The sequence below is a fragment of the Stenomitos rutilans genome, from assembly GCF_059505485.1.
Genome location: NZ_JCACKR010000099.1, coordinates 23,499 through 43,510 on the forward strand (window position 1 = coordinate 23,499; position 20,012 = coordinate 43,510).

19 protein-coding genes are annotated in these 20,012 nt (G+C 51.9%); 9 read left to right on the forward strand and 10 right to left on the reverse strand.

All coding sequences use genetic code 11. The annotated features are described in order from the left end of the window. Positions 1-73 precede the first annotated feature (73 nt). The 4 genes from rlmN to crtB form a co-directional block, all read right to left on the reverse strand. On the reverse strand, positions 74-1,255 hold the full coding sequence (gene rlmN / locus AC5JLP_RS19655; protein ID WP_496069636.1) for a dual-specificity RNA methyltransferase RlmN: 1,182 nt from the start codon (positions 1,253-1,255) through the stop codon (positions 74-76). Next, positions 1,252-1,494 carry a DUF6887 family protein gene (locus AC5JLP_RS19660; protein WP_496069637.1) on the reverse strand — a complete coding sequence of 81 codons (243 nt, stop codon included), beginning with the start codon at positions 1,492-1,494 and terminating at the stop codon, positions 1,252-1,254. Before AC5JLP_RS19660 ends, rlmN begins: the two co-directional genes overlap by 4 nt. 87 nt (positions 1,495-1,581) lie before the next feature. Next, the gene (locus tag AC5JLP_RS19665) at positions 1,582-1,785 is read right to left on the reverse strand and encodes a DUF6888 family protein (RefSeq protein WP_496069638.1); all 204 of its coding nucleotides are present in this window, start codon (positions 1,783-1,785) and stop codon (positions 1,582-1,584) included. A gap of 42 nt (positions 1,786-1,827) precedes the next feature. After that, on the reverse strand, positions 1,828-2,760 hold the full coding sequence (crtB, locus tag AC5JLP_RS19670; protein ID WP_496069639.1) for a 15-cis-phytoene synthase CrtB: 933 nt from the start codon (positions 2,758-2,760) through the stop codon (positions 1,828-1,830). Between the two features lie 14 nt (positions 2,761-2,774). Between crtB and AC5JLP_RS19675 the strand changes: the two genes are divergently transcribed. Beyond that, positions 2,775-2,900, forward strand: a complete 126-nt coding sequence (locus AC5JLP_RS19675; RefSeq protein ID WP_496069640.1) for a hypothetical protein — start codon at positions 2,775-2,777, stop codon at positions 2,898-2,900. Positions 2,901-3,000: 100 nt separating this feature from the next. Here AC5JLP_RS19675 and pds read toward each other — a convergent pair whose 3' ends face one another. Next, positions 3,001-4,449, reverse strand: coding sequence for a 15-cis-phytoene desaturase (gene pds / locus AC5JLP_RS19680; RefSeq protein WP_496069641.1), 1,449 nt, complete (start codon positions 4,447-4,449; stop codon positions 3,001-3,003). 589 nt (positions 4,450-5,038) lie between these two features. On the opposite strand from pds, the gene AC5JLP_RS19685 reads away from it, so the two are divergent. Continuing rightward, positions 5,039-5,857 carry a hypothetical protein gene (locus tag AC5JLP_RS19685; RefSeq protein WP_496069642.1) on the forward strand — a complete coding sequence of 273 codons (819 nt, stop codon included), beginning with the start codon at positions 5,039-5,041 and terminating at the stop codon, positions 5,855-5,857. 689 nt (positions 5,858-6,546) lie between these two features. Here AC5JLP_RS19685 and AC5JLP_RS19690 read toward each other — a convergent pair. Then, complete coding sequence (locus AC5JLP_RS19690; protein ID WP_496069643.1) at positions 6,547-6,726, reverse strand: hypothetical protein; 180 nt, start codon at positions 6,724-6,726, stop codon at positions 6,547-6,549. 198 nt (positions 6,727-6,924) lie between these two features. Between AC5JLP_RS19690 and AC5JLP_RS19695 the strand changes: the two genes are divergently transcribed. Then, positions 6,925-10,173 carry a phosphorylase b kinase regulatory subunit alpha/beta gene (locus AC5JLP_RS19695; RefSeq protein ID WP_496069644.1) on the forward strand — a complete coding sequence of 1,083 codons (3,249 nt, stop codon included), beginning with the start codon at positions 6,925-6,927 and terminating at the stop codon, positions 10,171-10,173. Positions 10,174-10,273: 100 nt separating this feature from the next. Here the strand turns inward: AC5JLP_RS19695 and AC5JLP_RS19700 are convergent, their stop codons facing one another. Continuing rightward, positions 10,274-10,546, reverse strand: a complete 273-nt coding sequence (locus AC5JLP_RS19700) for a Uma2 family endonuclease (protein ID WP_496069645.1) — start codon at positions 10,544-10,546, stop codon at positions 10,274-10,276. Positions 10,547-10,783: 237 nt separating this feature from the next. Between AC5JLP_RS19700 and AC5JLP_RS19705 the strand changes: the two genes are divergently transcribed. The 4 genes from AC5JLP_RS19705 (at position 10,784) to AC5JLP_RS19720 (ending at position 13,987) form a co-directional block, all read left to right on the forward strand. Beyond that, positions 10,784-11,140, forward strand: a complete 357-nt coding sequence (locus tag AC5JLP_RS19705; RefSeq protein WP_496069646.1) for a Spx/MgsR family RNA polymerase-binding regulatory protein — start codon at positions 10,784-10,786, stop codon at positions 11,138-11,140. A 41-nt stretch (positions 11,141-11,181) separates the two neighbouring features. Then, positions 11,182-11,478: a nucleotidyltransferase family protein gene (locus AC5JLP_RS19710; RefSeq protein WP_496069647.1), complete on the forward strand. Its 297-nt coding sequence runs from the start codon at positions 11,182-11,184 to the stop codon at positions 11,476-11,478. Positions 11,479-11,561: 83 nt separating this feature from the next. After that, a complete protein-coding gene (locus tag AC5JLP_RS19715; RefSeq protein WP_496069648.1) occupies positions 11,562-13,118 on the forward strand; it encodes a sensor histidine kinase in 1,557 nt (518 codons plus the stop codon). Positions 13,119-13,273: 155 nt separating this feature from the next. Further along, positions 13,274-13,987: a hypothetical protein gene (locus tag AC5JLP_RS19720; protein ID WP_496069649.1), complete on the forward strand. Its 714-nt coding sequence runs from the start codon at positions 13,274-13,276 to the stop codon at positions 13,985-13,987. Between the two features lie 164 nt (positions 13,988-14,151). Here AC5JLP_RS19720 and AC5JLP_RS19725 read toward each other — a convergent pair whose 3' ends face one another. After that, positions 14,152-16,011 (reverse strand): aspartate kinase, encoded by a 1,860-nt coding sequence (locus tag AC5JLP_RS19725; protein ID WP_496069650.1) that lies wholly within the window; start codon positions 16,009-16,011, stop codon positions 14,152-14,154. 484 nt (positions 16,012-16,495) lie between these two features. Next, positions 16,496-18,889, reverse strand: coding sequence for a PP2C family protein-serine/threonine phosphatase (locus AC5JLP_RS19730; RefSeq protein ID WP_496069651.1), 2,394 nt, complete (start codon positions 18,887-18,889; stop codon positions 16,496-16,498). 247 nt (positions 18,890-19,136) lie between these two features. On the opposite strand from AC5JLP_RS19730, the gene AC5JLP_RS19735 reads away from it, so the two are divergent. Then, entirely contained in the window at positions 19,137-19,343 is a 207-nt protein-coding gene (locus AC5JLP_RS19735; RefSeq protein ID WP_496069652.1) for a hypothetical protein, read from the forward strand. Here AC5JLP_RS19735 and AC5JLP_RS19740 read toward each other — a convergent pair. Further along, positions 19,325-19,606, reverse strand: a complete 282-nt coding sequence (locus AC5JLP_RS19740; RefSeq protein WP_496069653.1) for a DUF6737 family protein — start codon at positions 19,604-19,606, stop codon at positions 19,325-19,327. The two genes, AC5JLP_RS19735 and AC5JLP_RS19740, sit on opposite strands and share 19 nt — an antisense overlap. Positions 19,607-19,671: 65 nt before the next feature. Between AC5JLP_RS19740 and pedR the strand changes: the two genes are divergently transcribed. Beyond that, on the forward strand, positions 19,672-19,962 hold the full coding sequence (gene pedR / locus AC5JLP_RS19745) for a photosynthetic electron transport-dependent transcriptional regulator PedR (protein ID WP_496069654.1): 291 nt from the start codon (positions 19,672-19,674) through the stop codon (positions 19,960-19,962). The last annotated feature ends 50 nt before the right edge of the window (positions 19,963-20,012 follow it).

A 20,012-nucleotide genomic window follows, 5' to 3' on the forward strand; every position in this document is an offset into this window, starting at 1 on the left:
TCAGCCAGTCTAACGTCCAGGATTCTGCCAAGATTCGGTCAAAAAGCCTCCCTGTCGTATCGATCGCAGCCGCTTATGCTGACGCTTTTGCAGCGGAAGCCCGCAATTGCCCACATGCCGCATCCGTCGCTAGTCCGCGAGACTGACGGACGCTGACGACAACATGCTTAGCTTTTAGCGCGTTGACAAACGTCTGGATGCGCTGTGGACTGGGCCGTTGATAATCAACTTCAGAGATGGGATTGTAGGGAATCAAGTTGACGTGACTCTGGAAGCCGCGTAGATGTTGGGCGAGTTCGATCGCGTGCTCTGGGCAATCGTTTAGCCCTGCCAGCAAGATATATTCAAACGTCACCCGCCGACCTGTTATCTGCACATACTCCCGACACTCATCCAGCAGTGCTTCTAAGGGATAATGCTTTGCGCTGGGAATAAGCTTCTCGCGTAATGCCTGATTTGATGCATGGAGACTGACGGCAAGGGTTGCACGGAGTTGACTGGCGGCAAGATTACGAATGCGACCCGGAATCCCCACCGTCGAAACCGTCATGGTACGCTGCCCAATCCCTACATCTTGATTTAAGCAGCGTAGAGCCGCAACCACATTCTCTGTATTCAGCAACGGTTCGCCCATACCCATAAAGACCACATTGCTGACGCGCTGCTGAAAGTCGTTTTGTACCGTCAGCACCTGATCCACAATCTCGGCTGTCGTCAGATTCCGCACAAAGCCGCCCTTCCCCGTGGCACAGAAGTCACACGCCATTGGGCACCCGACCTGGGAGGAGACGCAGACGGTGAGGCGGGTGAGAGAGGGGTGTAGGGTGTAGGGTGTGGGGTGTGAGGTAAGTTCGATCTCTGCGCCTTCGCGTCTCTGCGGTTGCCTGCCTTCTGCCCTCTGCCTTCTGCCTTCTGCCTCCTCCCAATCGAATGTCGGAATCCCTACCGTTTCAATAATCTGTCCATCAGAAAGGCGCAGGAGAAACTTAACGGTGCCATCGGGAGCCGCAGAGCGGTGGTGGAGCGTTGATCGCCCGATGTCCACACCTTCCAACTCAGCCCGCCATTCTTTGGAAAAAACGGAAATGTCGGTGAGCGATCGCACACCCTTTTGATACAGCCATTCATGCAACTGCTTGCCACGGTAAGGACGCTGCCCCTGCTGCTGTACCCACTCAGTCAATTCAGCTAAGGATTTGCCCAGAAGTGGCGCGGATGGATCAGTTTTTGGATTGGGGTGAATCAAAGAGGTCATGGGTTGCGATCGTGCTTCTTCTGTTCGTCTTCCTCTGCCAGCCGCCGAATCGTTTCCTCCGCTAAACGAATGTTCTCCTCAATGGGCTGACCGTCTTTGTACGTTGGCGGCATTGTTGTCCATTTCCCATCAACATCAGGATGATGGAAGAGTGCCCGAATAGCTTCCAGATCATCTCGATGCTCCAGCACATAGGCTTTCAATTCAGAGCGACTCATTTCGGCATAATTTGAGTTCATAAGAAATCCCAAAGTCCACTAGTGGTTCGTCAGTTTTGATTTTGTGCTTTGGGTTTAGTGAAGGATGTTATTTTGTAAGTGAGAAACTCACAAAATAAGTCTTGACAGACCACTAGGAGGTACAGTGATTTCGATACTGTCGCCTGCAAGGATGTAGGCCGCTCCAGTGAGAGGGTCAAAGCGGAACAAATGAATGTCTCGGTAGGCTGTCGAAAGCATTGGACAGACCCGCAGGCAGGCGAGGGCTTGTTCGTTCGTCGGAATAAATGGCTGGTTCCTCAATTCTGACACAGGATGAGGATACCCAGAGAGGAGGCTACCATCGCTGATCGCCTACAACACAGCCGCTCGTAGGCGGGCGATCGGCAAGCAGGTTAACTTCCGGGCACTGGGTACATAGGCTCGGCGGCGAAACACATCGTAGCCGTTCCGTTCGATCTCGTCCAAAATGCCGCTGTATAACATGAGTGCGGCCCAAACTGGGAAGCGAGCATCGCGGTTGAGCGCTCGAATGCCCCGTTCGGCAGAGGCAAAAAACTTACGGGCACGCTGAATTTGGAATCGCATCAGTTCACGCCAGCGCTCATCGACCACGCCATTAAACAAATCGTCTTCAGTGTAGTTGAACAGCGCCAGTTCATCTAGAGGAAGGTAGATTCGACCTCGGCTTGCGTCTTCGCCTACATCCCGTAGAATATTGGTGAGTTGGTTCGCAATGCCCAGCGCCACAGCTTCTTCCGTAGGATCATCGCTCACTTTGCGGTAGAGATCCCAGGGTGCTGTGCGGGGGGTCGTATCAATCCCCATCACAGGGGTGGTCATCAGGCCAACGGTGCCTGCAACCCGGTAGCAATAAAGTTCAAGCTGTTCAAACGTTTCGTAGCGCGATCGGTACAAGTCCATCCGCTGCCCTGCAATCATGTCGCGAAACGGCTGAATGTCGATCGGGAACCGTTCCAGGGTGTCTACTAGGGCCACATCCGGATCTTCGATCGGCTGACCAGCAAACACTGACTCTAGCTGCTTCTCCCACTGATCTAGCGTTTCGGGTGTGGTTAAGCTTGCGCGAGGCCCATCCACCAACTCGTCGGTACGGCGACACCAGACGTAGATTGCCCAGATTGCCCGACGCTTCGCCTCTGGCATCAGCATGGTGCCCAGATAGAAGGTCTTGGAGTACTTTGCCGTAATTTGACGACAGAGTTCGTAGGCATCTTCCAGAGAAGCTAGAGTCCTCACACAAGAATAATCAGGCAATTTCAGCATTTCCTTGAGAACGCTTGGCGAACATAGCAGGTGAGCAGATTCAGGGTAGGCAAGGAGCCGATCGCAGTAAGGGCAGCAATGCGCCGTTGAGTATCACTTCAATGGCAAAGCTACACGCCTTTCGCCCCAGTGCCCGCTAATGCTTCATCAAACTGTTAGCTCTAAGAAGAACCATCAGTTAAAAGTATGAACATTATGGAGACGGCGAACGCCTACACATTCGCTGTAGACAGCAAAGACTTAAATCTTCGCCATTGGTTGGGGCTGATGCCTTGTGCTAGCTGAGTCATTTGTTGAATGGGAAAGGTCACTCAACCATTGACTGTTCACAAGTGCCTGCGCTGTCAGCTTACCAGAAAGTACGGCACCCTCCATACTGCCAAGATAGCGTTGCATCGTATAACTCCCTGAAAGGAAGAAATTTGGCACAGGTGTCACTTGGTCAGGACGATATGCCTGTCGTCCTGGAGTGGCGGTATAGACCGATCGCGGCGTTTTCACAACCTTAAATTTTCGCAGTTTCGCTGGGTTATCTGTGCCAAAGTGCTGCGGAAAAAGTCGCTCCAGATCTTTCATCGTCGCGGCAATGATTTCGTCATCTGACTTATCGATCCAATCTTTGGCAGGCGCAAGGACTAACTCCAGCATGGAGCGATCGGGGTCAGCATATTCTTTGCAGGTCACACTCATATCGGCGTAGACGCTGAGAAGTTCCGATCGAGAAAAGAGGAGTTGATCAATATCGGTGAGCTTGCGATCGAACCAGAGATGCAGGTTAATCACGGGCACGCCTTCCAATCCATCCAGCTTTTGAAAAAACGCCATTGTCTTCCAGGATGAGGGAGTCAGTACCTTCATCACATCTACTGACATCGCAGAAACATAAGCATCGGCTGTAATGACTTCATCAGCCGCACCATCCAACCCGCGCATGAGAAAGCCTTTCACTGTGCCATCCTCATGAAGCTGGATTTCCTTCAGCGGTTTTTTCAAATGGACTTCCCCACCGCCTGCTGTGATGTAATCGACGATCGGCTGGCACAAGCGCTCCGTCGGTGAACCATCCAGAAACGCGATTTTGGAACCGTAGCGTTCTTGCAGAAAGCGGTTGAGCGCTGTGAGCAGGATTGTGGACGACACCTCATCAGGATTAATAAACGTCAGCGCTTTCGATGCGGCGATGAACACATCGGTACTCACTTTTTCGTCAATGCCCTGCCGCCGCAGCCACTCATCCATCGAGTACTTGTCCATCTCCTCGACGTACTTCTGACCGCGCACGATCGCAGGCGTAAGACCAATGGCAAAACGAACCTTTTGCTCCCACGTCAGCATGTCGTTGTTGCGAAGAATCGACACGATGACGTTAAACGGCGCAGGAATATCGGGCACGTCAAAGCGAGACAGCACTCCTGGTTTATCGGGCTGGTTAAAAATGAGCGTGTGCTGCTTCCACTGAAGTCGGTCTTCGATGCCGAGTTCTGCCATCAGTTGCAGCATGTTGGGATAGGCCCCAAAGAAAGCGTGCAGACCAGTTTCGTACCAGTCGCCGTCTTCATCTTTCCAGGCAGCGACCAGGCCACCCAAAACATCTCGACTTTCTAAAACAATGGGGGTATGTCCCGCATCGATCAGGTATTTGGCACAGGAAAGCCCTGCCAGACCTGCTCCAGCGATCGCAACTCGCATGTGGCTTCTTTAATCTTCTTCAAGGTTGGATTGCTCTCATTATACGTTGCAAACCGTTACATTTCGCGCTGATGCCTGGTTACTTGCACGCGATAGAAGGACAGGTTAATCGTTCAGCCATTCATGCTCTGGGGAATGCTTAAGGTTGAATCGTTCCACGGGTTCGCGTAGAGAGAAGCCATTTTTGCCCGCAGGAACGTTCTAGGAAACATCTATAGGACTTACGCAGTCGCCCCCTAAATCCCCCAATTCTGGGGGACTTTGAGTGCTTGCTCCCCCTTTCTTGTATGCCCGCTAGGGCTATAAATTGGGGGCTGGGGGGATAGTTTTAGAGAATTTGCGTAAGTCCTGATCTATTAGACCTCCTGCGCGAATACTTAAAAGCCCCCTCCCGTCCCCCAAGTTTGGGGGAAGCTAAAACTGATGCCCCCCAAATTTGGGGGGATGGGGGGGCAAAATCTGATTCATGCAGGAAGTCTATTGTTTTTGTCTGTAGGGACGTTACATGTAACGTCCCTACAGACGGTCTCTCTACCTGAAAACACTCCAGGAATTAGCGCTCGGAAACGAGATTTAGCCGTGAAGCATCATGAAACCGAAATTTAACTTGCCCGCCTTCCTTGCAGGATTCTGTTTTTTTATACTCTGGAGCGCGATCGGTCCTCAAATATCCCGCGCTGTCTTTCTGCTACTGGATGCACCGCACGTCTTTCCTCGCGCTGCAATTGCTCTGCTTGTGTCTCTGCTTCCCCTCATTGTGTTCTTGGAAGTCCTCATGAAGCTACTCTTCATGAACGCGATTCCAGACAAGATAGGGTACCAACCTGTCGAACTGGCGACCGTGCGGGGGATCGATCGGGACGCTCTCACGACTTACACAATTCGTTTAGAATCGCTCGGTTTTATCAAACTGCTCGATTTTCAATTGGCGAAACCCTCTACAGGCAATGCCAGACTCTTTTCTCACCCCAAGCACCATTGCTTTGTTGAAGTAGGTCAGCTTGTGGGGAGAACACCCATGCACTGTAGCGTTATCAGTGTTTTAGATCAGGGTTGGAGACTGGGCACGACCGATCGCCCGCTCAGTTCTCTCTCTGCGACTGCTTACGCCTTTTTCCGACAGCCACGCAATCTCTATCGGTATCAACCTTCAGGAGATCTGAATCAACTGTTGCAATCACATTTGGAGCTACGTCAACAGCTATTGGCGGACTTGCAGCTTCAGGTCATTCAAGATAATTCGGTACAGACATTTTTTGAAGTAGAACAGCGAGTGCGGACTCAACAAAAACAAGCACTGTGGCGTAAAAGCATTCTCGTTTGTTTGGTAGAAATGCTGCTGTTCTCTCTAAACCCCAAAGATGAGTGGCTGGGCGAATATGCTGACTTGGCGGCTCGACGACGTTGAAACGAAGCCGTTTTGAAGGCAGAAGGCAGGGGGCAGAGGGCAGAAGGTCAAATCTTGCTTATTAGTTCTTTATTCGCTACGCATTGTCGATCGCCCCTCCCAAAGAAAAAGCCCCGACGACAAGCGCCGGGGGCTATTATCAGGGTGCATCTACCACTCTATTGTTCCCAGCCTGCGGGGAGAATCCGGATAAATGAGGGGAAATTTGGGGGGATGAGGGATGAGGGATGGGGGATGAAGTCTAAAGTCTAAAGGATGAAGGATGAAGAGTGATCAATGCTTTCAGCCTTTGAGTAGGGTTGATCAACGCTTTCAGCCATTGGTAAGCGCTTACTTCAGTGTCATTACTCTTTTGACACTTTCAGAGGTTCTCCAGACATTCTCAGAGGCTCTCTAGATATTCTCAGAGGCTCTCTAGACACTCTCAGAGCTTCTCTAGACACTTCCAGAGACTCTTTCGACACTCTCAGCAACCTCTTTCGACACTCTCAGAGCCTCTTTAAGCACTTCCCAAAGCTCTTTCGACACTCTCAAAGCTTCTCTAGACACTTCCAGAAACTCTTTCGACACCCTCCGCAGACTCTTTCGACACTCTCAGCGAGTCTCTAGACACTCTCGAAGGCTCTTTCAACACTCTCAGCAAGCCTCCTAACATTCTCAAAGACTCTCTCGATCCCCTTCGAGACTCTTCAGACGATCGCGGCAAGCGTCCAAAACAGTTCAGAGCCTCTTCCGTTTGCCTTCCCCCACTCTCCACTCCCCATTCCCCACTCCGTGTAAACCGCAACTGTCATTCTTTTAGAAAAAGCGATAATGAAGCGATTTAGACGTGCGATCGCCCATTGCACTTTTTGGCGTTGCTGAATCAAAGTATGAATTTATCTGAGTTGCAAGTCTCCTCGCCCCCTAAATCCCCCTTTCTTGAATGCCGAAGGCTATATGCTGGGGGACTATGAGAAATCTGGCTCCCCCAAAATTGGGGGCTGGGGGGCGAATTCATACCGCTATTCAGCAACGCGCACTTTTTTAACCGTCTTATTCCCTTCCTTATCGGTCTGAACGAACGTATGTCGATGCGAACTGAAACGCTACAGGATCGGCTGGATAGCTACTACGAGCAGATTAAAGCGATCATTTTGATCCGCCAAAATCCCATTACGGGGCTGCTGCCAGCGAGTACGGCGGTGAATGCTCACGGTGACTACACCGATGCCTGGGTGCGAGATAACGTATATAGCATTCTCGCGGTGTGGGGGCTGGGGCTGGCGTATCGGCGGCTGGATGACGATCGCGGACGCACCTTTGAGCTAGAGCACAGCGTCATTAAGCTGATGCGCGGACTGCTGTTTGCGATGATGCGGCAGGTGCAGAAGGTCGAAACATTCAAAGTGACACAATCGCCGTTGGATGCGCTCCATGCAAAGTATGACACGCACACGGGTGGCACAGTGGTTGGGGATGACCAGTGGGGGCATTTGCAGTTGGATGCGACCTCCATTTTTCTGCTGGTGCTGGCACAGATGACGGCATCGGGACTGCATATCATTTTTACGACGGATGAAGTGAATTTCATCCAAAATCTGGTTTATTACATCGGACGCGCTTACCGTACACCCGACTACGGCATTTGGGAGCGGGGCAACAAGATCAACCACGGCAATCCAGAACTCAACGCCAGTTCTGTGGGTATGGCAAAAGCGGCGCTAGAAGCCATGAGTGGGTTGAACCTGTTTGGTGTGCATGGCGGACAAACTTCGGTCATCCACGTCTTGCCGGATGAAATTGCCCGATCGCGCATTACGCTCGAATCGATGTTGCCAAGAGAATCCAGTTCTAAAGAAGTGGATGCGGCGCTGTTGAGCGTGATTGGGTTTCCAGCGTTTGCGGTGGATGATGGCAAACTGCGCGATCGCACCCGCAACGACATCATCACCAAACTTCAGGGCAAGTACGGCTGCAAGCGCTTTCTCCGCGACGGGCACCAGACCGTTTTGGAAGATACCAGCCGTCTGCACTACGAACCCTGGGAACTGAAGCAGTTTGAGCATATTGAGTGCGAATGGCCGCTATTCTTCACCTATTTACTGCTGGATGCCGTGTTTAGGGGCGATCGTGATCAGATTCAGGACTATCAGCAACGACTGCAAGCCATTCTGGTAGAACGAGATGGACTGCACCTTCTGCCAGAGCTTTACTACGTACCAGCAGATCGCGTTGACGCAGAGCAAGCTAACCCACAAAGCCAAAAACGGCTGCCGAACGAGAATGTGCCGCTGGTGTGGGCGCAAAGCCTGTATCTATTGGGGCAACTCTTAAGTGAAAATCTGTTGGCAGTAGGCGATATCGATCCGTTAGGCCGTCATTTGCACGTACGACAGCAACGCAAACCCCAGGTGCAAGTCGCTTTACTGGCAGAAAATGAGGCGCTTCAGTCTCAGTTAGCGGCCTATGGGATTGCCACTCAAACTCCCACGCAGGCAGAATCGTTTCAGGTGCGGGAAGCGCAAGAGTTAGCCACTGTGTATACCCAAATTGGGCGTAACGACAAATTGGGTCTGAGTGGTCGTCCAGCCCGGCGGTTGCGAAGCCTGACTACCGCACGCATCTTTCAAATTCGGGGCGATCGCATCGTCTTTCTACCCTCCATTCTGAACAAGCAGCAGTTTTACCTGGCTCTCGACCCACACGTTCTGGTGACGCAAATTCGCACCGAACTGGCGCACATTCAACGCCACTGGAGCCAGCTTGGGCGACCTACCATGACCCTGCTGCTCACCCAAGACATGCTGGAGGCAGACGATCCCAACGCACCGGATACAATGCCGCTGCTGACCTTGCTGCGGGAACTACATGACGGTAACTGCAATGGAGTGCAGGTGAAGTTAGGACGGCTCAATCAGCTCATGCTGACGGCGACGGTCGAACGCATTGACTTTCTGCATGACTTCGATTTCACCCAATCCCCTGTCCGCGATGCGCTGCCCGAAACCCAATACCTCAGTTTTCATCCCGATCAACTGGTGCCACTCAGCATCACGCAAGAGTTTCGGCTAGAGTGTGAAACCAATACGGGGCTATTGCTCTCTAGCCTGAAGCAATCCGCCAATCTCTATAAGCAGGTGGAACTGCTCAGTACACTGGTGCGGCTCAAAGAGCTTGACTTTGATACGGGCTTTGGGCGGCCTGCGAAACGCGTGACCGTTGGCGAATTGCTGGATGAGATTTACACCAAAGCCGGGACGCTGAAGCAGTGGGCGATCGTCCGTCGTGCAGCCGGACTCCGCAACAAAATCGACATGAGCCTTGCCGATGCCGTGACTGACATCTTAGTACGACAAAAGCAAATTTCCGTGGGTCGCGCTTACAGCGAAGCCTCTCTGATTACGCGTCCTGGTTCACCGATCGAGGTGATGCAAAAAATCACCGAGTTTTGCCGCGAAGATATCCGCGATCGCATGTTGACTCAGGAAATTCTGATCTACCTCAGCTTGCTCATCAAAGCGGAACCGTCTCTCTTTGACGGACTCTTGACGCTTCGAGTGGGCTATCTCATTTTGCTGATTACCAGTGAACTGGCATGGGAACTCAACGTTCCGCAAGATGAAGCTTACGAACGCCTGATGCAGTTGAGTCCCCACGAAATGCAAACCCGCCTCCATCATGTGTTGGAGGGCTATCAGGGGTTAGACAAGGCGCTATTCCGTCAGGAGTCGCTGCCCATCAAACAACGGCAAATGAATATTGAATGGATTGTGCGATCGGAGCAGGAAGACACACCGCCAAACGTCGAAAACTGGTGGCGCAAACGTCAGTTGGATGGCTCTCTTAACCGCGTCCCCAAGCACTTTTACCCCAACGTGTGGAATCTACTCAAACATTGCAAAGGCTTAGTCATTGGCGACAAACTCGAACGCCGCAATCGCCTGGATAGTCATTTGCTGCTAGCAGAAACCACTCCAGGTGAAAAAAACTTTGCGCTTCAGGTAGAACATCTGCTCAATAAAATCCAGGCTCCTGAATACCGTCAGGTCAACATCGAAGCGCTGATGGAACTCGCTACGATCACTGATCACAACCCCAATTTGTACATAGAAGACTACATTGTTCTAGATGTGCTGGTCGGTCACGCCGTCCGTTTGGCATGGATGGATGGGCATCTCGATCATCGCGATCGCTATGACGAACATAAAGCAGCGGCATGGCGATCGTTCTACACCAGTTCCCCTTACGATTGCGCCAGCTATGTGGCAAAGGCGCTACTGTTCTTAACAGAGCTGGCTGAAACGGCGCAAGCGCGAGTAGGGAGTAGGGAGTAGGAAGGCAAAAGGTAAAAAGCTGATAGCTGATGGCTGACCGCTGATAGCTGTCTTAAATCTCATCCCTCACCTTCTCTTACCGAGCGATCGCCGCCTAACTTTAGCCGATACGTGACCACATAAAGACGGCAATATCTGGAACGGTCGATCGACCACCAAACGTGCAACGTAGTTCAGGAAACGCCAAGGCAATTCGCTGTGGCTTAACAACAGCATTGACGTTCGTTACTAATTCACCCTGTAGTATGCTGTGTTTTCCCTGTGGCATTGGTTTCTGAATGATTTGTCCATCGATATATTCACTGGCAGGCTTCGTCTCTGGCAGTTGCAGAAACGCCTCTAACGTCAGCGTCTTTTCAGGGACTTGTACCATTGTTGCCCTCCCTTCGCAGATGGTGCTACTGGCGATCGTACTACTATCTCACCCTAATACCCTTTTCTTTCATTGAGCTACAACGATGCACTCCAACCAGCAATGTCATGCAGGTTCGGTCACTCAAAACTCTCTAGCTTGTCGGCGCATAGCGCTACTCAAAACTCAAAACTCAAAACTGGTATAACCCTCTGCCTCACCCTCTACACTAAGAAAAGCTGTCTCACGTTTGCCATCATGTCCCTCAAAGTTTACGGTATTCCCAACTGTGGCACCTGCAAAAAAGCCTTCTCCTGGCTGGAAAGCAGTGGGATCACCTATGAATTCATCAATACGAAAGAGCAGCCACCCGCACGATCGCTCATTCAAAGCTGGGTAGAAGCACTTGGCTCCAAACCGATGCGAAACACCTCTGGGCAGTCCTACCGCGCTTTGGGTACCACTAAAGATGACTGGACAGACGCACAATGGATCGATGCCTTTGCCAATGATGCCATGTTACTCAAGCGACCACTCTTCGTCAAAGACGGCACTGCTGTTATGGTTGGCTTTAAAGATAAACCTGACGTTATTCGTGAAAAGCTTGGTGTGTAGAGTGTCCGTTTAGAATGAATTGAACTTTCCACAAAACAGCAATGCGACGACACGAAGCGTTAGCCATTTTGCATAGCCATCAAAAGACGTTGAAAAGCTTTGGTGTGAAATCTCTAGCGCTGTTTGGCTCTGTGGCGCGAGATGACGCTCGATCGGATAGTGATGTCGATCTGCTGGTTGCGTTCGATCGTCCGGTAGGTCTTTTTACCTTTGTGCGTTTAAAGCGTTACTTAGAAGAAATTTTGGAACGTTCTGTTGATTTAGGTACACCAGGCTCTTTGAAGCCATATCTTCGTGAATCGGTCTTGAGAGATTCCATCCATACCTTCTACTTCTGAAGAATGGCGATCGTCTGGCAAACCATCCAGGAAGATCTCGTTCCATTCGCACTTTCCCTACGCCAATTGCTAGATTGAGACCTATGTTTCAAACTACTCGTCGTCGGCTGGCGCTTTGGTATACCACTGTTACAGCAGTGTTGCTGTTGCTGTTTGCTACGGGCTTTTATCTATATGTCCGAGAGACGTTGATTGAGCGGATTGATGACACGTTGAATCATGTGGTGGAAGTGGTGGGGCGATCGCTCGTGATTGAACCCGTGAATCCTCACTCTGAAGGCGGAGCGCTCCGGGTGAATGTTGAAGCCAGCTTTCGCGATAATGCGGATACTGGGGAAGATGACCACATCGATTTGGAATGGTTCAGCCCTACAGGCACCCTGCTCTGGTCAACCCTATCAGAACCGCTGCAAATCCCGCTGCATCTAGATAGCACTGGCGAAACAGTACACACGATCAGAGGCGTAAGCGGAACCTTACGAGCAGTCGAAGCGCAAGACGCGGAGGGAAAAGGACAAAGCGCTACGAATCAAACCAATCAAGGATTATTAGCAACTAAAAATCCAAAATTAACGACTACCTCCTCTCCAGACTCACTCATTCTCCGACAGGTGACGCAACGCATTGAGGTCGGTCGGCAAGTGTTGGGCTACTTGCGGGTGAGTCATCCCTGGTTTGAAGTCACCAAACCTGTGCGCCAGTTGGTGTGGGATCTCTTGTTAGGAATCGGGCTAATGGTGGCAGCCGTCGCCGCGATCGGGTGGTTTCTCTCTGGCTTGGCGATGGAGCCTGTACGCGAATCATACCAACGGCTCAAGCAGTTCACAGCAGATGCGTCGCATGAGTTACGCAACCCGATCGCCATTATGCAAACGAATGTACAGGTCGCACTTGCAGACCCCGATCCTGATCCTCAGACGCAACAGCAGCACCTCAAAGTCGTAGAGCGATTGACCCGACGGTTGGGTCGCTTGGTCGATGATCTGCTCTTTCTGGCACGACAGGATAGTGGCTTTGTGCAAGCGCGTTGTGTCAATGTATCTCTGGAGGGCTTGCTGCAAGACGTATTGGAAGAACAACAAACGCTTGCTGAGGATAAAGGCATTCAGCTTGACTTGAGCGTTATCGAGCCAGTGACTAAAAGTATCTCCCCCAGTACCAATAATCAAAATAGTCAAACTATACTCAGTCAAAACGGAGTCACAGATGCGTTGCCTTCTCTACCGACGATCGCCCCATCCTCGCCAACGCAAGACTGGAGTACGCTGTACGCCGATCGGGATCAATTAGCACGCCTGTTCACCAATCTGGTCAGCAATGCGTTGCAGTACACGCCTTCTGGTGGAAAGGTAGGGGTAAAAATTCAGCCACTCAAGCGATCAGGTAATCCGCTACTCCAGATCAGCGTGAGTGATACAGGCATTGGCATTGCACCAGAGGCACTCCCACGATTGTTCGATCGCTTCTACCGGGTTGACCAGGCACGCACGCAAACATCTGCTGCTGGGTCAGGTTTGGGATTGGCAATTGCGAGGGTGATCGTCGAGAATCACCAGGGACACATTCACATCGATAGTGCGCTTAATCAGGGCACGACGGTAACGGTGGTTCTGCCGCAGCGCGATGAAGGGCAGCGGTGAGGGGAGTGGAATGGGGAGTAGGAAATGGGGAAGAAAAATTATCTACGCTTGATGGTAGAGATCGAGGGCTTGTCGCTTAAGACTAGGGGTAGGTGGAAGTTTGAGTCAGCATTTCTACAGTAGTGAACGTAGAGCGCTCAGAGGATTTTTCTCAGATGCAACGGCTAAAATACTTGGCTTCCTTGGCAGGTGCGATCGGGTTTGCCTCCTTTGCGGCACTCTCTGCTTCACAGGTTTCTGCCCAAAGCAGTGCGGGTGGAAGCACGAGCGGTACTGGCGGTAGCGGCACAACGGGAGTCACACCAGCGTCACCCTCGACGGGGGTATCGCCAGCATCGCCTTCGACTGGGGTAACACCCACGTCTCCTTCGACTGGAGTGACCACAACACCGGGTACGAGTCCCTACGGTACAACGTCGCCTTCCAGTGGAACGAATGGAGGCACTAACGCGGGCACCAGTTCACCTTACGGCACCACAGGGACTTCTCCTGCTGGAGGTAGTGGTGCAACAGCCCCAACGGGTTCTTATGGCGTTGTAACACCGTCTTACGGAACGTCTGTTACATCTCCATCGGGCACCACTAGTCCTTATGGCTTGTCACCAGGCGGCACCACTTCGCCTTCCACTGGCACCACAAACCCCAGTGGTGTTACAAATTCCAACGGGACACCTGGAACGACACTCACAACTCCAGGTAGCACGCTTACAACTCCAGGTAGTACGCTCACAACTCCAGGCACCACTCAAACCACACCTGGCCTAAATACAACCCCTGGTCAAAGCACAACTACTACACCTGGTACGTCAACATCTCCCTCGGTTGCACCGACTGGTGGCTCCACAGGGACGGGTACCGTCGGGCAGTAAGTCCGGAGCGTTAGGGCTAATTCCGTTTTTGATGCGGTGAAGGTTGTTCCGAATTAGCGGTCAGCGGTCAGCCTGCCAGTCATAAAGCTGAAAGCTGATAGATGACTGCTGATAGCTTTAAATACCATCGTGATCGCGCATTAACCTCTAACGCACCATTAACTCTACACCTTGTTTGAAAGGCCAAACGCGGCATGAATGAGCTGCAAAGCTTTGATGCCGTCTGTTTTGGCAACTACACAACTAACCTTAATTTCAGAGGTGGCGATCATTTGAATGTTGATTTGGTGCTCTGCTAACGCTTCAAACATGCGGGCTGCTGTACCGGGCTGATGCACCATGCCAGACCCCACAATGCTGACTTTGGCAATTTCACGATCGACCACAATTTCACCGCAACCCAGCTTTGGGGAGGCTTGCGTTAGCACCGTACAGGCCGCGTCTGCATCCAGTTGTGCCACGGTAAATGCAATATCGCGCGTGGTGATACCATTAATCACCCGGCATCGCTGCGATTGAATGATCATATCGACGCTAATCTGTTGCGCTGCCAGGAGTTGAAACAGTTCTGCGGCCATACCAGGACGATCGGGAATATGGCGAATCGCCAGACGTGCCTGGTTTAGATCAAGGGCAACGCCTCGAACGGGAGGGGTGTGTGGTGTGGGGTGTAGGGTGTAGGGTGTAGGCTTTTTGAAAGGCTGACTGCTGACCGCTGACCGCTGATTCCTAATTTCTGGCTCCTGACTTCTGACTCCTGACTTCTGTACTTCAAAGGTCTTACACAGTGCCGCGATCGCGCGATCGCAATCGGCTTCATCAATGACGCAACTGACTTTGACTTCAGACGTTGAAATCATGCGGATGTTTACCCCGGCTGCGGCAAGGGTCGAGAACATTTGAGCCGCAACACCGGGACGACCAATCATCCCTGCACCCGCGATCGCCACTTTGGCAATCTGCTGCTCGACCATCACTTCAGCCTCGCCGTCAGGATGTGTGACTTCCGTGTTGAGGGCTGGCAGAATGGCACTGGCGACCGCTTCTGCTTGCCTGAGTGACTGTTTAGTCACGGTGAAGGCGATGTCATTTGTATTGCTTTCGTGGATCGATTGAATAATCAAATCGACATTCAAGCTTTGCGCTGCAATTTCGCCAAACAGACGTGCCGCTACACCAGGGCGATCGGGCACTCGCAGCAGCGACACCTTGGCCTGATCGGTATCAAACTCAACCCCATCAACGGGATGCACCAGTTCCAAGCCTGTGAGCGATCGCACCTGTGGCACGGGCGAGACTACCCACGTACCGGGTTCATCTGTCCAGCTCGATCGCACGACAAGCGGCATCCCGTAGTTCCGAGCAATTTCGACTGCACGGGGATGCAACACTTTTGCACCGAGACTGGCAAGCTCCAGCATTTCATCACAGGTAATTTCTGCTATCAATTGAGCATCGGGCACCAGTCGCGGATCGGTGGTTAAGATACCAGGAACATCGGTATAAATTTCGCAAAAGCTGGCTTGCAGCGCCGCAGCAAGTGCCACCGCAGAGGTATCTGACCCACCGCGCCCCAGAGTCGTAATTTCCAGATCATCCGTAGCGCTGATGCCCTGAAAGCCAGCCACCACCACCACCTTACCTTCTTTGAGATGACGCTCCAGCCGTTCTGTCTTAATTTGCAAAATGCGGGCGCGACTGTGTTCTGCTTCGGTGACAATGCCGACCTGTGCCCCGGTGAGCGAAATCGCGGGTTGCCCCAATGCCTGTAACGCCATGCTGAGAAGGGCGATCGATACCTGCTCCCCTGTTGAAAGCAGCATATCCATCTCGCGCCGACTGGGGTTGGGAGAAATTTCATTCGCCAGCTTCACTAACCCATCAGTGGTCTTGCCCATTGCCGACACCACGACAACCAGGGCATGGCCTGCCTTCACGGTCTGTACCACCCGTTGCGCCACGGCCTGAATCCGTTCGACCGACCCAACCGATGTGCCACCGTACTTTTGAACAATTAGCGCCATAATGCTTTCACCACGCTGTAAGGGGGCAAATGCAACTACCCCATCTCTATCCTGCCAGCAAGAAGAGCTTAAACAGAGTATATAAACGATATAGCTGTGGATATAAACTTTTTCGCCGAAATCTGCACGAACGATATGCCCTGCAAAGGCTGCTTTAATGGAGAACGATTAGACATTTCCTCCAAAATCTCAAAGCTTGCAGTTCAACGCTCCAAACGTGCGGTTTTGCGGTCTGCTCCGGTTGCGGTGATCGCGAGCTTGTCAACACTTGCCATGTTGGCTGGTTGCATCCAATCGCTACTTTAGAGCAGCTGTCGCTGAAGCTTGAAGAATTGGTATCACAGCACTTAACTGCTGCAAAGGGTTGGGGCTATTTCCCCTGCCGTTAGTCTAAATTCCAGTAGGGAAGCAGGGGAAGACGGAAATTTAACTCAAAACTCAAAATTTCTACGCTGACCGCTTTGATCCACATTTGAACCACATATTACCCAACGGGTTTTACCACAGAGGTAGGTGAGGGGCTGGCTGATGGTGCTGCCGGAGTGACGGGCAGTGGTGGGGCACATGCTCCTAACTGCGATGCCTTTAACCCTAAGTTTTGCGTGACAAAGGGGGCGATCGCGTCTTGCTCAATCCAACCGCTTTCACCTGACTTCACTGTTGGCTTGACAGGAGACGCGGTGGCGGCAGCTGAAGGTGGAGGAATCGAGCAGACTTTGAGCTTGAGCCAATAGCCGCGGTCGGGAATGGACTGACGGCTTGAAAGCTGTAGCACGCTGCCAGCAGGGATCGTTCCCAAGCGCACACGCCCTTTCTCTGTACTGGTCGTTTGTTCCGGTTGATTCCACAGCACGAATGGTTGAGTGGGTGCGGGTGCGGCTTCGATCGTGCTGCGCTCAACTAGCAATAGTGAGCCGACCGACAGCGCTTCGATCTGAGGTGATTGGCTTTCGGGGCGGAGCGCGGTAGGCGGTGTAGCGGTCGTCTCAGGTGATGGAGATAGTTGCTCTCCTGGTGGCTGTGAACCAACGAGTGCAGCAACCCATAGGCGCACGTCAGGAGAGAGGGCATAGGCAAAAACACCGCCTAACCCCAGTAAAACCAGCAACACAAGTAAGGCAACGAGCGGGTTAGTCGAAGAGTTCTGGGTGGGTAAAATTTGCGTCTTCTGCGTTCTGGTAGTCGAGAACCCATTGGTTTGGGTGATGGGTGTCGTGGGGTGATTCGTTGTGTTGGTTGCATCCAACACTGTAGGCACGGGGATTGGATTTTGGGATGATGACGGTGATGTAACCTGACAGTGCAGCAGCCCGATCGTCACATTGTCATGCCCATTTTTGGTGTTGGCGATCGTCAGCAGTCGTTGGGTCGCAGTGGCAACATCGATCACGCCCTCTAGCAGTGGTAAAAGCTCACTCTGCCAGACTTCATCCACACGATCGTGATCGCTCAAGCCATCTGAACACAGCAAAAACACACAGTCTTCATCCAGCACAAAGCGCTGCACGGTTGGGTGAAGCATTGTTGAAGCACTCATCCCTAATGCTTGCACTAACGAGCCTGATCCCGGCTGCTGTAACGCGTCCCGGTACAACGCATAGCCCAGCCTTACTTCTCGTGATGCCAGGTCATCATCCAGGGTAACTTGATGGCAACCCAGGCGCGTTACTCGGTAAATGCGGCTGTCTCCGACATGGGCGAGGTACACCTCATGGGCAGAGGCCAACGCCATGACCAGAGTTGTCCCCATCCGTTGCCGTTCTTGTCGCTGCTCATCATCATTACGCTGACTGATAAGGTCGTTGGCCGCCAGGGTAGTCTGTTCCAGTTGCAGCATCAAATTTGTTGGCTCAAGGGAGCCATTTTGAAACGGTAGCGACTGCAACTGCTGCTGCATGGTATCGATCGCCAGATTGGACGCCACATTGCCACCTTCGTGACCTCCGATGCCATCACAAACAATGACTAACGGCTGCGTTTGCGCCGGATCAATGCCTGTCCAGACCGTACCACCGGGCGGGTAGCAAGCATCTTCGTTGCGTTGGCGGCTCGGTCCTTGATCAGTCAAGGTTGCAATTTGCAGGTGTCGAGCCTGCGCCTGACCACACGTTGCCAATGCCTGATCCAATAGACTGGTCAGTTGTTCGGCATTCCTGACCTGGCCTGTTTGCATCAGTTGGCATAGCTCATCCAAAAAAGCAGCGATGTCTGCCTGTGCAATAGGCTGCCAAAGTTGCCAGAGTTTCCCTAAAGCTGCCAGGGTGACAGGTGTTTTACCATCAGCCTGTAAAGACAGTAACCGCACTAAAGCGCCCTCGACACGCAGCAGTTCTGGCTTTAGCAGGGTTGTTGCTACGCCCTCACTAGCAAGTGGTTCCCAGAGGTGCGCCATTTGCCACAGCCAGTTAAGCTGCCGCAAAGCGTTGCTTTGTGCCCAGACTGCCGTTAGTTCTGGCATTAACTGCCCTTCCAGCAATGTAGATGCATCACTTATCACACCATCTGCATACAGTGGCACTTGCTCCAGCAGCAACACCTCTCTTCGCCGCTTAGGCGAGGCTTCCACCACTCCATACACTTGCGGTACATGCAGTTGATACGGCGCTAACCGGAGATAGGGTTCGATATCGGGCGAAATCTCCGCAGGCGCATGTGGTAAGCGCCCAGGCAGCGTATCCAGGACGACGTTATTCTGCTTTACGTAATAGCGCCCCGCCAGCAGTTCGCCCGATCGATACGATTCAAGCTCTTTCCCCATCGCCCACAAATACCGCTTTGGTAACCGCGTGCGGCATTGTTGGCAAAACCGATGGCTCTCTGGATTTGGAGCCTGACAAAGATGATTGGGGCAGTAGATCGTTACCGTATCGCTGTGCATGAAACATCCTTGCCAGGTCTATCTGCACTCATTAAGCCACACCTTCAAATTACCTGGCACAGATCGAACAGCATCACTTGACTGACACTCTTCCTTATCGCACCGAATCGCTTCCTACACCAAGCACTCAGTCTAATGATGCCAATACCATCGTTCCGACGAAACCATCGTTATGACAGAACATTAAAGCAAGCTCAATGACTCAAGCACGATCGAGAGAATGGCTTCGTTTATGAGGGATGTCTTTATGTTAAACGTAGCCAGCAGTTGTGGCGAACGAGTACAGAAACCAGCCACTACGCCAAAGCAGAATACCAACTCAACCACATGTCGTATCGATCGCAAGATCGCCCACACCAATGAAAAAAGCCTCGTACAACACTTCAATCAGCAGCATCAACGCCTGCCTTTTGCCTTTTACCTTCTTGTAGAAGGCTATCCCTCTGGCTCCTGACTCCTAATTTCTGACTCCTGCCTTCTACCTTCTGCACTAAGTGGCACCTCCATCTGCATCATCAACCGAGGATAAACCCCCAGAAAAAAGACTATCCATGTGACAACAGGCACCGCTACAAGCACTGTCAGCCAGACCATTTGCAGCAGCCACCAACTGCCCCCAATCAACACTCCCCCTGTCAGCAAAATTGACCAGGGTTGACACCACCAGGGTTTATGAACCCAGACACTATCGGGTTTCTGCATGTCAGGCTTATTCATGAGTATTTTTGCTAACTTACCCTAGAATGAGGTTTGATGGGTAGATATACACAGACGAGGAATCTATGGCTGCTAGTGAATCTCAAGTGCAGGGTCCTCTCTCAGACCGAGAACTTCAGGTGATCGAACTGGTAGCTGCTGGCTTGACTAATCAAGAAATTGCCGAAAAGCTGGAAATTAGTAAGCGAACCGTTGATAACCATGTCAGCAATATTTTGACCAAGACTGAAACCGATAATCGAGTGGCGTTGGTGCGTTGGGCCTTGCAGTGGGGTAAGGTGTGCCTGGACGATGTCAACTGCTGTGCGCTACCAAATGCTAGCTTACCAACGTTGGAGAATGAAGCAATTTCCTGAGTTGCTAGACGCTCATGGCACAGTTTAGATTGGCGTTAGCTCCTTCATGG

Bases quoted from the DNA above. Each gene is read 5' to 3' on its own strand.
- rlmN (WP_496069636.1), bottom strand. From the start codon at position 1,255: ATGACCTCTTTGATTCACCCCAATCCAAAAACTGATCCATCCGCGCCA.
- AC5JLP_RS19660 (WP_496069637.1), bottom strand. From the start codon at position 1,494: ATGAACTCAAATTATGCCGAAATGAGTCGCTCTGAATTGAAAGCCTAT.
- crtB (WP_496069639.1), bottom strand. From the start codon at position 2,760: ATGCTGAAATTGCCTGATTATTCTTGTGTGAGGACTCTAGCTTCTCTG.
- pds (WP_496069641.1), bottom strand. From the start codon at position 4,449: ATGCGAGTTGCGATCGCTGGAGCAGGTCTGGCAGGGCTTTCCTGTGCC.
- AC5JLP_RS19685 (WP_496069642.1), top strand. From the start codon at position 5,039: ATGAAACCGAAATTTAACTTGCCCGCCTTCCTTGCAGGATTCTGTTTT.
- AC5JLP_RS19695 (WP_496069644.1), top strand. From the start codon at position 6,925: ATGTCGATGCGAACTGAAACGCTACAGGATCGGCTGGATAGCTACTAC.
- AC5JLP_RS19700 (WP_496069645.1), bottom strand. From the start codon at position 10,546: ATGGTACAAGTCCCTGAAAAGACGCTGACGTTAGAGGCGTTTCTGCAA.
- AC5JLP_RS19705 (WP_496069646.1), top strand. From the start codon at position 10,784: ATGTCCCTCAAAGTTTACGGTATTCCCAACTGTGGCACCTGCAAAAAA.
- AC5JLP_RS19710 (WP_496069647.1), top strand. From the start codon at position 11,182: ATGCGACGACACGAAGCGTTAGCCATTTTGCATAGCCATCAAAAGACG.
- AC5JLP_RS19715 (WP_496069648.1), top strand. From the start codon at position 11,562: ATGTTTCAAACTACTCGTCGTCGGCTGGCGCTTTGGTATACCACTGTT.
- AC5JLP_RS19720 (WP_496069649.1), top strand. From the start codon at position 13,274: ATGCAACGGCTAAAATACTTGGCTTCCTTGGCAGGTGCGATCGGGTTT.
- AC5JLP_RS19725 (WP_496069650.1), bottom strand. From the start codon at position 16,011: ATGGCGCTAATTGTTCAAAAGTACGGTGGCACATCGGTTGGGTCGGTC.
- AC5JLP_RS19730 (WP_496069651.1), bottom strand. From the start codon at position 18,889: ATGCACAGCGATACGGTAACGATCTACTGCCCCAATCATCTTTGTCAG.
- AC5JLP_RS19735 (WP_496069652.1), top strand. From the start codon at position 19,137: ATGTTAAACGTAGCCAGCAGTTGTGGCGAACGAGTACAGAAACCAGCC.
- AC5JLP_RS19740 (WP_496069653.1), bottom strand. From the start codon at position 19,606: ATGAATAAGCCTGACATGCAGAAACCCGATAGTGTCTGGGTTCATAAA.
- pedR (WP_496069654.1), top strand. From the start codon at position 19,672: ATGGCTGCTAGTGAATCTCAAGTGCAGGGTCCTCTCTCAGACCGAGAA.